At 63.8% G+C, this 13,895-nt stretch carries 14 protein-coding genes and 1 other RNA gene; 10 read left to right on the top strand and 5 right to left on the bottom strand.

Features of this window, described 5'->3' with window-relative positions; genetic code table 11:
• The first annotated feature begins 206 nt into the window (after positions 1-206).
• From BLS61_RS08800 to BLS61_RS08760, 9 genes are all read left to right on the top strand, one after another.
• Entirely contained in the window at positions 207-416 is a 210-nt protein-coding gene (locus BLS61_RS08800; protein ID WP_024306452.1) for a TIGR02449 family protein, read from the top strand.
• Positions 413-718, top strand: coding sequence for a cell division protein ZapA (locus BLS61_RS08795; RefSeq protein ID WP_024306451.1), 306 nt, complete (start codon positions 413-415; stop codon positions 716-718). The genes BLS61_RS08800 and BLS61_RS08795 overlap by 4 nt, the downstream gene beginning before the upstream one ends.
• Before the next feature lie 67 nt (positions 719-785).
• Positions 786-964: non-coding RNA, 6S RNA (ssrS, locus tag BLS61_RS08790), on the top strand.
• A gap of 49 nt (positions 965-1,013) precedes the next feature.
• Positions 1,014-1,610, top strand: a complete 597-nt coding sequence (locus tag BLS61_RS08785; RefSeq protein WP_090429934.1) for a 5-formyltetrahydrofolate cyclo-ligase — start codon at positions 1,014-1,016, stop codon at positions 1,608-1,610.
• Between the two features lie 380 nt (positions 1,611-1,990).
• Positions 1,991-2,440 (top strand): EVE domain-containing protein, encoded by a 450-nt coding sequence (locus tag BLS61_RS08780; protein WP_090429931.1) that lies wholly within the window; start codon positions 1,991-1,993, stop codon positions 2,438-2,440.
• A gap of 49 nt (positions 2,441-2,489) precedes the next feature.
• The gene (locus BLS61_RS08775; RefSeq protein WP_090429929.1) at positions 2,490-4,328 is read left to right on the top strand and encodes a sensor domain-containing diguanylate cyclase; all 1,839 of its coding nucleotides are present in this window, start codon (positions 2,490-2,492) and stop codon (positions 4,326-4,328) included.
• 92 nt (positions 4,329-4,420) lie between these two features.
• Complete coding sequence (locus BLS61_RS08770) at positions 4,421-5,485, top strand: HlyD family secretion protein (RefSeq protein WP_090429927.1); 1,065 nt, start codon at positions 4,421-4,423, stop codon at positions 5,483-5,485.
• A complete protein-coding gene (gene rbbA, locus BLS61_RS08765) occupies positions 5,482-8,187 on the top strand; it encodes a ribosome-associated ATPase/putative transporter RbbA (protein ID WP_090429925.1) in 2,706 nt (901 codons plus the stop codon). Before BLS61_RS08770 ends, rbbA begins: the two co-directional genes overlap by 4 nt.
• The gene (locus BLS61_RS08760) at positions 8,187-9,311 is read left to right on the top strand and encodes an ABC transporter permease (protein ID WP_090429923.1); all 1,125 of its coding nucleotides are present in this window, start codon (positions 8,187-8,189) and stop codon (positions 9,309-9,311) included. Before rbbA ends, BLS61_RS08760 begins: the two co-directional genes overlap by 1 nt.
• Positions 9,312-9,464: 153 nt before the next feature.
• On the opposite strand, the gene BLS61_RS08755 is transcribed toward BLS61_RS08760, so the two are convergent.
• A complete protein-coding gene (locus tag BLS61_RS08755; RefSeq protein ID WP_090429921.1) occupies positions 9,465-9,869 on the bottom strand; it encodes a flagellar basal body-associated FliL family protein in 405 nt (134 codons plus the stop codon).
• 155 nt (positions 9,870-10,024) lie between these two features.
• Between BLS61_RS08755 and BLS61_RS08750 the strand changes: the two genes are divergently transcribed.
• Complete coding sequence (locus BLS61_RS08750) at positions 10,025-11,014, top strand: NADPH:quinone oxidoreductase family protein (RefSeq protein WP_090429919.1); 990 nt, start codon at positions 10,025-10,027, stop codon at positions 11,012-11,014.
• Between the two features lie 159 nt (positions 11,015-11,173).
• Here the strand turns inward: BLS61_RS08750 and BLS61_RS08745 are convergent, their stop codons facing one another.
• From BLS61_RS08745 to BLS61_RS23830, 4 genes are all read right to left on the bottom strand, one after another.
• Positions 11,174-11,332, bottom strand: a complete 159-nt coding sequence (locus BLS61_RS08745) for a DUF3309 family protein (RefSeq protein ID WP_036988588.1) — start codon at positions 11,330-11,332, stop codon at positions 11,174-11,176.
• 431 nt (positions 11,333-11,763) lie between these two features.
• Positions 11,764-12,465: a transposase gene (locus BLS61_RS08740; RefSeq protein ID WP_090429916.1), complete on the bottom strand. Its 702-nt coding sequence runs from the start codon at positions 12,463-12,465 to the stop codon at positions 11,764-11,766.
• 78 nt (positions 12,466-12,543) lie between these two features.
• The gene (locus tag BLS61_RS08735; RefSeq protein WP_090429914.1) at positions 12,544-13,005 is read right to left on the bottom strand and encodes an SMI1/KNR4 family protein; all 462 of its coding nucleotides are present in this window, start codon (positions 13,003-13,005) and stop codon (positions 12,544-12,546) included.
• A partial coding sequence (locus BLS61_RS23830; protein ID WP_244157926.1) for an HNH/ENDO VII family nuclease occupies positions 13,002-13,895 on the bottom strand: 894 nt, incomplete at its 5' end. The genes BLS61_RS08735 and BLS61_RS23830, both read right to left, overlap by 4 nt.

Below are 13,895 nucleotides of genomic sequence, written 5' to 3'. Positions count from 1 at the left end.
GTTTGACCCATGACGGGCGCATCTAAAAACGTAGGCGAGGCAGTCAGCACAAGGCAAAAACAAGCGAGAAAGCGCAGTTTACGAGTTGTAAATGAGCATTTTGAGCTTGTTTTTAACGCAGTGATGACAACGCAGGTAGTTTTTAGAGGTGCCCTGAACGGGACAGGCCTATATAGTCCAGCCATTCCCTCCCATAGCGAGAGCCCATGGAAGACGCCGAACTGCACGCATTGACCGCCAAGCTGGAGCTGCTGATCCAGCGTGTCGAGCAGCTGAAGGCTCACAACCGACTCCTGCTGGCGAATGAACAGGCCTGGCGCGAGGAACGCGCCCATCTGATCGAAAAGAACGAATTGGCCCGGCACAAGGTCGAATCGATGATTTCGCGCCTCAAAGCCCTGGAGCAGGACACATGACCCAGTCGAACACCGTGACCGTCCACATCCTGGACAAAGAATATTGCATCGCCTGCCCGCAGGACGAACGCGCCAACCTGGAAAGCGCCGCCCGTTACCTGGACGGCAAGATGCGCGAGATCCGCACCAGCGGCAAGGTGATCGGCGCCGACCGCGTCGCCGTGATGGCCGCGCTGAACATTACCCACGACCTGCTGCACAAGCAGCAACGCCTGGACCAGGACGCCAGCTCCACCCGCCAGCAGGTGCGCGATCTGCTCGATCGCGTTGACCAGGCCCTGGCCGACGACTCGGCATCCTGAGCGCCGGAATGCCTGCCTGTTCGTCGCAGGCCGCCCCGCAAGCCCTCTGTTCGGGTATACTGGGCGCAACTTCCTGGGGTGTGCGCCAGTCGGGGATGTCCCTGAGCCGATACGCACAACCACGGGGGTTGCATGTTGGGGCCGGTGTGCATGTCCGCCTGACGGAAAGCCTTAACGCCTCCTGCAACCTCCACCTTGAACTTTCGGGTTCAAGGGCTAAACCGACAGCGGCACGCTGGGAAGTCATCATTTCCCCCGGTAGCCACGGCTACCTGCCTCGCCCCCTCCTGTTCTCATGACCGCCTCCGCACCACTCAGTCGCCCGCAACTGCGCCGCGTGCTGCGCCAGCGTCGTCGAGCGCTCAGCCGCAGCCAGCAACGCACTGCCGCCCGCAAGCTTTATCGACAACTGGTGCAGAGTCCTGCATTTCGCCGCGCCAGGCATATCGCTCTGTACCTGCCCAACGATGGCGAAATCGATCCGCGCCCGTTGCTGGCTGCTGCGCAGAAACGCGGCAAGCGCACCTACCTGCCGGTGCTCAGCGCCTGGCCACGCACCAAGATGGTGTTTCAGCGCGTCACCCGGCACGAGAAGCTGGCGGGCAATCGCTTTCGCATCCTCGAACCGCGCCCGCAGCCCAAGCGTCAACGCAAGGTCTGGGCGCTGGATCTGGTGCTGCTGCCATTGGTGGGCTTCGATGATCGTGGCGGACGCCTGGGCATGGGGGGCGGCTTCTACGACCGCAGCCTGGCTTATCTGCACAGGCGCAAAAATTGGCACATGCCGACACTACTGGGCCTGGCGCATGAGTGTCAGCGCGTGGACGAACTGGCGATGGCCAGCTGGGACGTGCCCTTGCAGGCGACGGTGACGGACAGGGCCTGGTATTGAGAACAGAAGCGGCGCACCGCGCTCCCTGCGGTGCCTACGCCGGCAGCCGATGAGTCAGGGCTGCTGCGTTACATTGATCGGAGCGTCGCTCTGGCGCTCCCAAAGGCTCTGGGTGTAACCCGTGGTAACCACGCCCAGACTGAACAGTACGACGAGAACCCACAAAAGATCTGGCTTGCGTTTCATCTATTGCCTCCCCCTTCCAGGCAATGCGCGCGTTGGTCGCGCGTTATTGTTCTATGCAACATGACGGCGCCAGGCGTTTAGCCGGGCATTTTCCGCCAGTAAAAGACGCTACGCAATTTCCGCCGCCAACCGGCTGTCGGAGATCTCACTGAAACACGCGTCCGCTTACGGGCAGACCTGCAGGAGCAAAGTTCATGCCTTATTGGCTGATGAAATCGGAACCCGACGAACTGTCCATCCACGATCTGAAGCGGGTGGGCAAAACGCGCTGGGATGGCGTGCGCAATTACCAAGCGCGCAACTTCATGCGAACGATGAAAGCGGGCGAGCTGTTCTTCTTCTATCACTCCAGCTGCCCGCAACCGGGTATCGCAGGCATCGCACGCATTGCCGGCGAGGTCTACCCGGACCCCACCGCGCTGGACCCGCAAAGCCACTACCACGACCCCAAGGCCAGTGCCGAGAAGAATCCCTGGAGCGCCCTGGACGTGGAGTTCGTCGAGGCCTTCGACGAGGTACTGGCCCTGCAGCAGTTGAAGAACAACCCGCTGCTCGCCGACCTGGCGCTGGTGCAGCGCGGCAGTCGCCTGTCGGTGATGCCGGTGAGCGAAAGCCAATGGCAGGCGATTCTCGCCATGCGTTGAGTAGCTGACAGCACTGTGCTATCACCACACAGAGCCTTGGGAGTTATCCATGTCGGCATCTTCTGTCTGGCCAGCGCGGCTTGCGCTGGCTTTCCTGTTGGTGGTGCTGAGCAGCGCCAGCGTGCTGCTCTGGCGGCAGATCGAGGCCGTACAGCTGCAACGCGTCGACGAGCGCGTCGGTTACCAGGCACGTGCCCTGGTACGCCAACTGGAAAGCACGCTGCACCTGGAAGTGGCCAGCCTCGAGCGCATCGCCCGCCTGTGGAACAGCCTCGGCCGTCTGCCACGCGCCAGCTGGGACGAGGAGGTGGAGCGCGCGTTGCGAGGCTTCCCCGCCTACCAGTCGATTCAGTGGGTCGGTGACGACTTGCGCATGCGCTGGCTGCTGCCGTTGGCCGGCAACGAGGCGGCGCTGAGTTTTCGTCTGCACCCGCAACACCCCAACTACTCGCTGGCGATGGAGGCTCGCCAGAGCGGCGAGCAGCGCTTCTCCAACAGCTTCGAACTGGTCCAGGGCGGCCGCGGCTTCGTGCTCTATACCCCGCTGTATCGTACCCAGGACGGCGCCCGGGTCTTCGACGGTTTTCTCCAGGGCGTGTTTCGCGTCGAGCCACTGATGCTGCAACTGCTCACCCAGATCGACCGCGACGACTTCAACGTCGAATTGCTGGAGAACGGCCACAGCCTGTTTCGTCATGGCGCGGCGCAGGCCGATGAACGGCACAGCCTGCAGCTGGGCATCAGCCTGCTCAACAACCAGGGTTTCGCCCTGCGCCTGAGCCCCACTGCGCAATTGCTCGAACAGTTGGGTTCGCCGTTGCCCGGCGTGGTGCTCGGCGCCAGCCTGGCGATCAGCCTGCTGCTGGTCGCCGCCCTCGCCCTGGCCCTGGAGAACAGCCGTCGCGCCCACGCCCTGCAGGCGGCCAACCGGCGCTTCAAGGTGGAGGCCGAGCGCCGCGAAGAAACCGAACAGCGCCTGCGCGAAAACCGCGAACGCCTGCAACTGGTGCTCGACCTCACCGACTCCAGCCACGACGGCCTGTTCATCTTCGACAGCGACAGCCGCGAGCTGCTGCACATGAACCAGGCCACCTACGCCACGCTCGGCTACCGCCCCGAGCAGTTCGCCGAGCTGCTGCGCGAGACTCCGGAAAAGCTCATGCCGGGCTTCCATCGCTGGCTGGAGCAGGCCCGCCAGGCGCAACGCGACAACCTCTCGCGAATCTTCCAGCGCGAGCTGATCCGCCGCGATGGCAGCCGCCAGCCGGCGGAGATCAACACCCAGCTGGTGCAGCTGCACGGCCGCGAATTCCTCATCGCGGTATCGCGTGACAACAGCGAGCGCCTGCAACTGGAGGCGCAGCTGCAGCGCCTGTCGCAGCTCGACGGCCTGACCGGGCTGTACAACCGCCGCTATTTCGACCAGCAACTGCCCTCCGAACTGCGTCGCCTGCGCCGCAGCGGCGCGCCACTGGCCCTGCTGATGCTGGATATCGATCACTTCAAGGCCTACAACGACGCCCTCGGCCACCTGGCCGGTGACGATGCGCTGCGCAAGGTCAGCACGGTGCTGCAGGAGAGCCTGCAGCGCGAGGGCGACGTGGCCTGCCGCTACGGCGGCGAGGAATTCGTCATCATCCTGGCCGACACCGGTCTGGACGGTGCCGAACACGTGGCGGCGCGCATCCATGACGGCATCGCCAGCCTGGCCATCGCCCACCCTGCCAGCCCGCTGGGACGCCTGAGCCTGAGCATCGGCCTGGCGGTGCTCGACCCGGTCGACGACGAGCAGCCCGGCGAGCTGGTATCGCGCAGCGACCAGGCGCTCTATGGCGCCAAGCGTCGCGGCCGCAATTGCACCTACCTGTGGCAGCCGCCTGACGCTTGACCTGCATCAAGACCGCCGTGGAGCGGACGGACGAGAATGGAAGCCTGCCGATGAAGCCCCGCCAAGGGGGTGACCGAAGGGAAGCAGCGACCATGAAAAAACCACCTCATCTGCCCTATCTGCTGGCCGCCGGGCTCGCCCTGCTGGCAGCGTTCGCCTGGTGGCAGCTGCGTCCGGACGGGCTGGGCGAGGGTTTCGCCAGCGGCAACGGGCGCATCGAGGCCACTGAAGTGGATGTGGCGACCAAGCTGGCCGGGCGCATCGCCAGCATCGAAGTCGACGAAGGTGACTTCGTCGAGCCGGGCCAGATTCTTGCGCGCATGGATACCCAGGTGCTCGAAGCCCAGCTGGCCCAGGCCCGCGCCCAGCTGCGTCAGGCCGAGAACGGCGAAGTCACCGCAGCCAGCCAGATCCGCCTGCGCGAGAGCGAAAAGCTCGCCGCCGAGGCCGTAGTACGCCAGCGCCAGGCGGAGCTGGAGGCGGCGCGCAAGCGTCATGCGCGCAGCGCCACCCTGGTGCAGCGCAACGCCATGGCCCAGCAGCAACTGGATGATGACCTGGCCCGCCTGCAGAGCGCCGAGGCCGCGCTGGCGGCAGCGCGCGCCCAGGTCAGCGCGGCCACGGCCGGCATCGCCGCGGCGCAATCACAGGCCATCGAGGCGCAATCGGCCAGCGAGGCGGCCCGCGCCAGCGTCGAACGCCTGCAGGTGGACATCGACGACAGCCTGCTCAGGGCGCCGCGCGCCGGCCGCGTGCAATACCGCGTCACGCAACCCGGCGAGGTACTCGGCGCCGGCGGCAAGCTGCTCAACCTGGTGGATCTCACCGACGTCTACATGACCTTCTTCCTGCCCGAGCGCCAGGCCGGCCGCGTCGCCCTCGGCAGCGAGGTGCGCCTGGTGATCGACGCCGCGCCGCAATACGTGATCCCGGCCAGGGTCAGCTATGTCGCCAGCGTCGCCCAGTTCACCCCGAAGACCGTGGAAACCGCCAGCGAGCGCGAGAAGCTGATGTTCCGGGTCAAGGCGCGCATCGATCCCGAGCTGCTGCAAAAACACCTGCAGCAGGTCAAGACCGGCGTACCGGGCATGGCCTACCTGCGCCTCGACTCCGACGCCGAGTGGCCCGCGCATCTGGCGATCAAGGTTCCGCAATGAACACGCCGGTCGCACGCCTGGCCGGCGTCGGCCTGCGCTACGGCCAGACCCACGCCCTGCAGCAGATCGATCTGCAGCTTCCGGCGCGTCGCATGGTCGGCCTGATCGGCCCCGATGGCGTCGGCAAATCCAGCCTGCTGGCGCTGATCGCCGGGGCGCGCAGGGTTCAGGACGGTACGGTCGAAGTGCTGGGCGGCGATATGGCCGATGCGCGCCACCGCCGCCGCGTCTGCCCGCATATCGCCTACATGCCGCAGGGCCTGGGCAAGAACCTCTATCCCACGCTGTCGGTGTTCGAGAACCTCGACTTCTTCGGCCGCCTGTTCGGCCAGGACGCCGCCGAGCGCGAGCGGCGCATCGACGACCTGCTGCGCAGCACCGGCATGGCCGCGTTCCGCGAGCGCCCGGCGGGCAAGCTGTCCGGTGGCATGAAGCAGAAGCTCGGGCTGTGTTGCGCGCTGATCCACGACCCCGACCTGCTGATCCTCGACGAACCCACCACCGGCGTCGACCCGCTGTCGCGCAACCAGTTCTGGGAGCTGATCGCCCGTATTCGCGCGCAGCGCCCGCAGATGAGCGTGCTGGTGGCCACCGCCTACATGGAGGAGGCCGAGCGTTTCGACCATCTGGTGGCGATGGACGCCGGCCGCGTGCTGGCCGAAGGCAGCCCGGCCGAACTGCGCACGCGCACCGGTTGCGCCAGCCTGGAGCAGGCCTTTATCGCCCTGCTGCCGGAAGAGCGCCGCCGCGGGCACCAGCAGGTAGTGATTCCCCCGCTGCGGGACAGCAGCGAGATCGCCATCGAGGCCAGGGGCCTGAGCATGCGCTTCGGCGACTTCGTCGCGGTCGATTCGGTGTCGTTTCGCATCCGCCGCGGCGAAATCTTCGGCTTCCTCGGCTCCAACGGTTGCGGCAAGAGCACCACCATGAAGATGCTCACCGGCCTGCTGCCGGCGTCCGGGGGTGAGGCGCTGCTGTTCGGCCAGGCGATCGACCCGCGCGACATGGCCACGCGCCAGCGGGTCGGCTACATGTCCCAGGCCTTCTCCCTGTACGGCGAGCTGACGGTGCGGCAGAACCTGGTGCTGCACGCCCGGCTGTTCCATGTCCCGGCCGCCGAGATCGAGCCACGGGTAGCCGAAATGGCCGCGCGCTTCGACCTCGGCGCGGTCATGGACATGCTCCCGGAGCGCCTGCCGCTGGGCATCCGCCAGCGCCTGTCGCTGGCCGTGGCGGTGATTCACAAGCCGGAGATCCTGATCCTCGACGAGCCCACCTCGGGCGTCGATCCGGTGGCCCGCGACGGCTTCTGGCAACTGATGCTCGACCTGTCGCGCCGGGACGGCGTGACCATCTTCATCTCCACCCACTTCATGAACGAGGCGCAGCGCTGCGACCGCATCTCGCTGATGCACGCCGGCAAGGTGCTGGACAGCGACACGCCGCAGGGGCTGATGGAGAAACGCGGACTGGACAGCCTGGAAGCCACCTTTATCGCCTACCTGCAGGAGGCACTCGGCGAACAGCCGGCCAGCGAGGCGCCGCCGCTGGAGCAGACGCCGCCGCCACAGCGCCAGCGCTTCAGCCTGCGCCGCCTGCTCAGCTACGCCCGCCGCGAGGCGCTGGAGCTGCGCCGCGACCCGATCCGCGGCGGCATGGCGCTGCTCGGTACGGTGTTGCTGCTGTTCATCATCGGCTACGGCATCAGCCTGGACGTGGAGGACCTGGCCTTCGCCGTGCTCGACCGCGACCAGACCACCACCAGCCAGGAGTACCACCGCAACCTGTCCGGCTCGCGCTACTTTCTGGAGAAGCCGGCGCTACGTGATTACGACGAGCTGGAGCGACGCCTGCGCAGTGGCGACATCAGCCTGGCGGTAGAGATTCCGCCGCACTTCGGCCGCGACCTCAAGCGCGGTGCCGGCCCGCAGATCGCCATGTGGATCGACGGTGCCATGCCGACCCGCGCCGAGACCATCAAGGGCTATGTCACCGGCCTGCACCAGCACTACCTGGCCGAACTGGCCCGGCGTTCGCCGCAACCGCAGGCGGCCAGCGCCGCAGAATTGGAGGTGCGCTACCGCTACAACCCGGACGTGGAGAGCCTCAAGGCCATGGTGCCGGCGGTGATTCCGCTGCTGCTGATGCTGATCCCGGCCATGCTCACGGCCCTCGGCGTGGTGCGCGAGAAGGAGCTGGGTTCGATCATCAACCTCTACGTCACCCCGGTCACCCGCCTGGAATTTCTTATCGGCAAGCAGCTGCCCTACGTCGCCCTGGGCCTGTTCAACTGCGCCCTGCTGGTGCTGCTGGCGGTGACGGTGTTCGACGTGCCGCTCAAGGGCAGCGTGCTCACCCTCGGCCTCGGCGCGCTGCTCTATGTAGCCTGCGCCACCGCCCTGGGGCTGCTGATGTCGACCTTCACCAACAGCCAGATCGCCGCCGTGTTCGGCACCGCCATCGCCACCCTGGTGCCGGCCATCCAGTTCTCCGGACTGATCTACCCGGTGGCCTCGCTGGAAGGGATCGGCGCCCTGGTCGGCCAGCTCTACCCGACCTCGCAGTTCCTGGTGATCAGCCGCGGGGTGTTCTCCAAGGCGCTGGAGCTGCGTGACCTTACCGGCTACTTCGCCGCCCTGGCGCTGACCGTGCCGCTGCTGACCCTGCTCAGCGCCAGCCTGCTGCGCAAACAGGAGGTGTGATGCAACGCCTGGCCAACATCCTGCATCTCGGCATCAAGGAACTGCGCAGCCTGCAGCACGACCTGGCGCTGGTGCTGCTGATTCTCTGGGCCTTCAGCCTGGGCATCTACTCGGCCGCCACCAGCATCCCGGAGAGCCTGCACAATGCCGCCATCGCCGTGCTCGACGAGGACCAGTCGCAACTCTCCGAACGCCTGATCCAGGCCTTCCAGGCGCCCTATTTCCGCACCCCGGAGCGCATCGACCTGAGCCAGATGGACCGCGGCATGGATTCCGGGCGCTACACCTTCACCCTGAACATCCCGCCGAACTTCCAGCGCGACGTGCTGGCCGGGCGCAGCCCGGCGATCCAGCTCAACGTCGACGCCACCCAGGTGAGCATGGCCTTCACCGGCGCCGGCTATATCCAGAACATCGGCATCAGCGAGGTGACCGAGTTCGTCCGCCGTTACCGCGGCGAGCTGCAGCAGCCGGCCGAGCTGGTGCTGCGCGTGCAGTTCAACCCCAACCTGACGCGCAGCTGGTTCGGCTCGGTGATGGAGGTGATCAACCAGATCACCATGCTGTCGATCATCCTCACCGGCGCGGCGCTGATCCGCGAGCGCGAGCACGGCACCGTGGAGCACCTGCTGGTTATGCCGGTGACGCCGCTGCAGATCATGCTGGCCAAGGTCTGGTCGATGGGCCTGGTGGTGCTGACGGCGGCGGCGCTATCTCTGCTGCTGGTGGTGCAGGGCTGGCTGCAGGTGCCGATCGAGGGCTCCATCGCGCTGTTCCTGGCGGGCGCGGCGCTGCACCTGTTCGCCACCACCTCGATGGGCATCTTCTTCGGCACCGTGGCGCGCTCGATGCCGCAGCTGGGCCTGCTGATCATCCTGGTGCTGCTGCCGCTGCAGATCCTCTCCGGCGGCACCACGCCGCGCGAGAGCATGCCGGAGCTGGTGCAGCAGATCATGCTGGCGGCGCCGACCACCCACTTCGTCGCGCTGGCCCAGGCCATTCTCTATCGCGGCGCGGGCCTGGCCATCGTCTGGCCCTACATGCTGGCCATCGCCGGCATCGGTACGCTGTTCTTCGTCGCGGCGCTCGCCCGCTTTCGCAAGACCCTGGCACAGATGGCCTGAGAGAACCGTGGGAACGGCTTCAGCCGCGAAAAAGCGGCTTTTCGTAGGAGCCCCGCCCCCGAGGCGAAGCTTTTCAATTGCACCTCACCCTGGTTCGCGGCGGGGCGCCGCTCCTACGCATTCGCAGCGCCGACGCTTAACTGACTGCGCCCACTACTGAATGATCAAATTGTTGAACAGCAGGTCTTCGACGATGGGCTTGCCCTCTTCGCCATTGAGCGCGTCCTGCACCCTCTTCAAGGCCTCCAGGCGCAGGTTTTCGCGGCCATCCGGGGCGTTGATGGTCTCGCTGGTCTGGGCCGAGAACAGCATCACCAACTGGTGACGGACCAACGGCTCGTGCTGCTTGAGCTTCTCCTCCGCCTCGGTACCGGTCACCCGCAACGACACATCAGCCTTGAAGAACTTCAGGCGGTTGCCCGAATCCGCCAGATTGCCGATCAGCGCCGGAAACAGGTTGTGATAGAGCGTCGTCGGCGCCTCTTCCTTCTTCTCCGAAGACGCCAGGGCAGGCAGGCAGATCGACAGGCTCAGCAACAGGGCGGTCAACAGTTTCACATTCGGTACTCCATCGGGGATGTGCCTAGCATAGCCATCCACAGGCCAGCACCCAAGCCCGACGCTTATGCCGGCCTATCAGGCTCCGGCATGCTCGTTGACCCTCGGCGGGTGCTTTCTACACTGCATGGCACCCTGCAAGAGGAATGACCTTGATGAAAGCCCTGCTGTGCAAAGCCTTCGGCCCCGCCGATACCCTGGTACTGGAAGACCTGCCGAGCCCCGAACCCAAGAAAAACGAGGTGCTGATCGAGGTACAGGCCGCCGGGGTCAACTTCCCCGATACGCTGATCATCGAAGGCAAATACCAGTTCAAGCCGCCCTTCCCCTTCGCCCCGGGTGGCGAGGTAGCCGGCGTGGTCAAGGCCGTGGGCGAGAAGGTCAGCCACCTGCGCGCCGGTGACCGGGTCATGGCACTGACCGGCTGGGGCGGCTTCGCCGAAGAAGTCGCCGTGCCGGCCTACAACGTACTGCCGGTGCCCAAGAGCATGGACCTCACTACTGCAGCCGCCTTCGGCATGACCTACGGCACCTCGATGCATGCGCTCAAGCAGCGCGCCAACCTGCAACCGGGTGAAACCCTGCTGGTGCTCGGCGCCTCCGGCGGCGTCGGCCTGGCGGCGGTGGAAATCGGCAAGGCCATGGGCGCGAAAGTGATTGCTGCAGCAAGCAGTGCCGAGAAACTGGAAGTGGCGCGCAACGCCGGCGCCGACGAGCTGATCAACTACAGCGAACAAAGCCTGAAGGACGAAGTGAAGAAGCTCACCGGCGGCCAGGGCGTTGACGTGATCTACGATCCGGTAGGCGGCGCGCTGTTCGAGGAAGCCTTCCGCAGCATCGGCTGGAATGGCCGCTTCCTGGTGGTGGGCTTCGCCGCTGGCGGTGGCATCCCGGCGCTGCCGGCCAACCTGCCGCTGCTCAAGGGTGCCTCCCTGGTCGGCGTGTTCTGGGGCTCCTTCGCCCAGCGCCAGCCGCAGGACAACGCCGCGAACTTCCAGCAACTGTTCGCCTGGCATGCCGAAGGCAAGCTCAAGCCGCTGGTGTCGCAGACCTTCCCGCTGGAGCGTGGTGGCGAGGCCATCGATGCCCTCGGCCAGCGCAAGGCGGTGGGCAAGCTGGTGGTGCAGGTTCGCCAGGGCGCCTAGGGAACGGTACGGTCCGCCCCCGGGCGCCAAGCCTTGTGGGGTGGGCCGGGCGGCGATCCGCTTCAGCCCATACCAACCGCCGCTGGTGGGCTGAAGCCCACCCTACGGACTGCTAGATCCAACTGGCGTTGCCGGCCCGTCAGCGATGTAGGCGCAGGCTCATATGTAACCGAGCAGCACCAGCACCAGCACGATGACCAGCACCAGCCCAAGGCCACCTGTAGGCCCATAGCCCCAGCCGCGGCTATGGGGCCACGCCGGTAGCGCACCAACCAGCATCAGAAGCAGAATGATCAGCAGTATGGTTCCCAAGCCCATGACAATCTCCTCGCATGTCTGTGGCGGCCAAAGAAGGAGCGGCGCGCCTGGAACCGGCAGCGCTTATCCGGCTGCCGTTCGTACGCAGGGCATGACACGGCTGCGAAGCCAATACCTGGCAATGCTCTTGATGCTTCGCCATCCCCTACATCAGTTACGACTCGGCAGCGAATCGGAAAGTGCCAACTTTAAATGGGTGGCGCAGAGCCAGGACGTGGCGACGAAAACCCATGGATAGGCTGAGGCAAGGCGACGGGACGGAGCCCGACCCTCCCTGAAACGCGGCGGCGCAGCGATCGCTTCCCTCGGTCAGAGCAAGACGGTGGGCAAGTGATGACGCTTCGCTGCACCATGTAGGGCGGGTGAAACCCGCCAAGCCAGTAAGCAGTGGGCTGCACGCGCTCTGCGGCTACGGGAAAAAGGGGACAGATTTATTTTCCGGGATTACGCCTCGGCCTGCCTTGACCTCGTAGCTCAACCCGCAGCCCTTGGATTCTTTCTATCTCATCCACGAAACGAGCACTGCCGGTTAGCTGCCCCCTCTGCAGTGCTGCACGAATCAAATCAAGCTCACTTGATGGAACGGCTTGTCGCATGAATTCCATGTAACGGATACGACGCCTTTCAGGCGTGTCGCCAAGTGCGAAGAAGCAAGGGTCCATGTCCAGCCAATCGCTGTCCGACTGATCCGTTACCCGCGTCCGATAGCTCGACCAAGGATAATCACCCGCCTCGGCAACCATACGGGCTCGAACCGGGTTCAGCTCAATATAGCGACAGCAGGTAAGCAAGTATGCGTCTGACTCGACCACGCTGGACTTGTAGCGACTCTCCCAGAGAGTGCCAGTTCGTCCCTCTAAACGATTCCGATAACGGGTGGCGCGCGCCGCCAGCGCTTTCATCAACTGCCCCAGCCCGGAGATCGCTTCACCGGGTGCCAGTAGCAGGTGAACATGATTGGTCATCAGGCAATAGGCGTAGACCTTGACCCCGAAGACATCTTTCAGCTCACGCAGATCAGAAACGTAACGCTGATAATCCTGTTCAGCGGCAAACACCACCTGCCGGTTATGCCCTCGCTGCACCACATGATGTGGGTAGTTCGGTAACACAATACGCCCCATCCTTGGCATAACGACCTCCATCCACTGAGACCTTCAGCTTAGCCGAGCAGGCGGAAAATAAATCTGTCCCCTTTTTCGCTCATGCAATTAAACGTGAGCCAAAATCCGCTTGCACAGAAACTCATAAAAGCTTCCCGCATAGTGCAAACTTTCCCCCGATGGAATTCTGACTTTTATTGAACACTCCCCGTCCTTGTACGTAGAGAAATCAAAAAAGAACACTTCCCCGAAGTCTGTTTCACTCACCACAAGGCTCTGATCATCCACAAGACCATTTCTCAGCCCAATCAAGTGCTGATGGACAATATCCCCGCCATTAACGGTATCAAAGTCCATACCGTAGAGGCTGTATATCTCCTCACCACCAATTTCCCCTCCGGCATATCTCCTCAAGAACCATTTATATGAGGCCGGCAAGACCAGCCCCAATCTTTGCTCGGCTCTCTTGACCCACTCATCACCCACTGCGCCAGATTCATCACCAAAATCAACTATCTCGCAGTGCGCCTTCACCAACTCTTCAACTTTTTCCGCACTATAAGCACTCATTGAGCACCACCATATCCAGCTGCCCTCTGCTGCCAATACTGAGTCTTCCATTTATCAAAGGCAGCACGATCAATCCCGGAAGGAATAGTATTTGGGTTCACATGAATAACCGAACTGTTTTGCTGATGGAATGTCTGTGTCATTTCAGCAATAGGCCAAGATTGAGTTTGTGTCGTGTGATGTAGGTTGACGGATTTTCCATCTACGCCAATAGGGGCTCGACCGCTCGCCATACGCTCAAGATTGGTTCCAGTTACAACCTTCCCACCTTCACGCCAGCTACTAATGAGGTTCGGTTCAAACAAGTCATCTCGCTGGTAGACCTTGTTCCCGTTGAACTGGATTGGGTCTTTAGACCAGAAGTTGCGTTGCTGGCTAAAGACCGAACCAGCATCAGCGGCAGTTCCTTTTGCACCATTCCCCCCCACAGCACCAGAGTCCGTTTTGGGGACATTCAGCTTCCCGTCAACGGCCTTGGCAACACGATCAACAACCTTACCGCCAACACGCTGCAGCACAAGATCAGCAGCAGCGGATACGACAAAGTCACCCATATTTCCAGCCAAGCTCACATCGCCCTGATGCGTTCCCGGCCTAAACGAGTCTATAACTTTCTGGCCTTCCGTGGAGGTATAGCCGTTGCTGATGCGATCCAAGCCGTCGCTGTATTCCGAGATGCCACCCACGACACCAGCCGCTCCGAGTGCACACCCCACCCCGAAGGAAACAGTACAAGCTCCCGCTCCTCCGACACCCGAGACGATAGCTCCGCCAGCGCCTCCAATGACACTGCCAGCAGCGCTGGTGTAATAAAGCCCCTCCCCACGACTGGAAACCGCGTCGTTAAACCGCTCACTAAGTGAGTAGCTAAACAAGCCACTTTCCTGAAG

It is taken from the genome of Ectopseudomonas guguanensis (assembly GCF_900104265.1).
Lineage (GTDB): Bacteria > Pseudomonadota > Gammaproteobacteria > Pseudomonadales > Pseudomonadaceae > Aquipseudomonas > Aquipseudomonas guguanensis.
This window is presented reverse-complemented; position numbering and strand designations above follow the sequence as displayed.

Coding starts and splice junctions, on each gene's coding strand:
- rbbA (WP_090429925.1), top strand. CDS start 5,482: ATGAACACGCCGGTCGCACGCCTGGCCGGCGTCGGCCTGCGCTACGGC.
- BLS61_RS08800 (WP_024306452.1), top strand. CDS start 207: ATGGAAGACGCCGAACTGCACGCATTGACCGCCAAGCTGGAGCTGCTG.
- BLS61_RS08780 (WP_090429931.1), top strand. CDS start 1,991: ATGCCTTATTGGCTGATGAAATCGGAACCCGACGAACTGTCCATCCAC.
- BLS61_RS08740 (WP_090429916.1), bottom strand. CDS start 12,465: ATGCCAAGGATGGGGCGTATTGTGTTACCGAACTACCCACATCATGTG.
- BLS61_RS08750 (WP_090429919.1), top strand. CDS start 10,025: ATGAAAGCCCTGCTGTGCAAAGCCTTCGGCCCCGCCGATACCCTGGTA.
- BLS61_RS08735 (WP_090429914.1), bottom strand. CDS start 13,005: ATGAGTGCTTATAGTGCGGAAAAAGTTGAAGAGTTGGTGAAGGCGCAC.
- BLS61_RS08795 (WP_024306451.1), top strand. CDS start 413: ATGACCCAGTCGAACACCGTGACCGTCCACATCCTGGACAAAGAATAT.
- BLS61_RS08785 (WP_090429934.1), top strand. CDS start 1,014: ATGACCGCCTCCGCACCACTCAGTCGCCCGCAACTGCGCCGCGTGCTG.
- BLS61_RS08770 (WP_090429927.1), top strand. CDS start 4,421: ATGAAAAAACCACCTCATCTGCCCTATCTGCTGGCCGCCGGGCTCGCC.
- BLS61_RS08745 (WP_036988588.1), bottom strand. CDS start 11,332: ATGGGCTTGGGAACCATACTGCTGATCATTCTGCTTCTGATGCTGGTT.
- BLS61_RS08760 (WP_090429923.1), top strand. CDS start 8,187: ATGCAACGCCTGGCCAACATCCTGCATCTCGGCATCAAGGAACTGCGC.
- BLS61_RS08775 (WP_090429929.1), top strand. CDS start 2,490: ATGTCGGCATCTTCTGTCTGGCCAGCGCGGCTTGCGCTGGCTTTCCTG.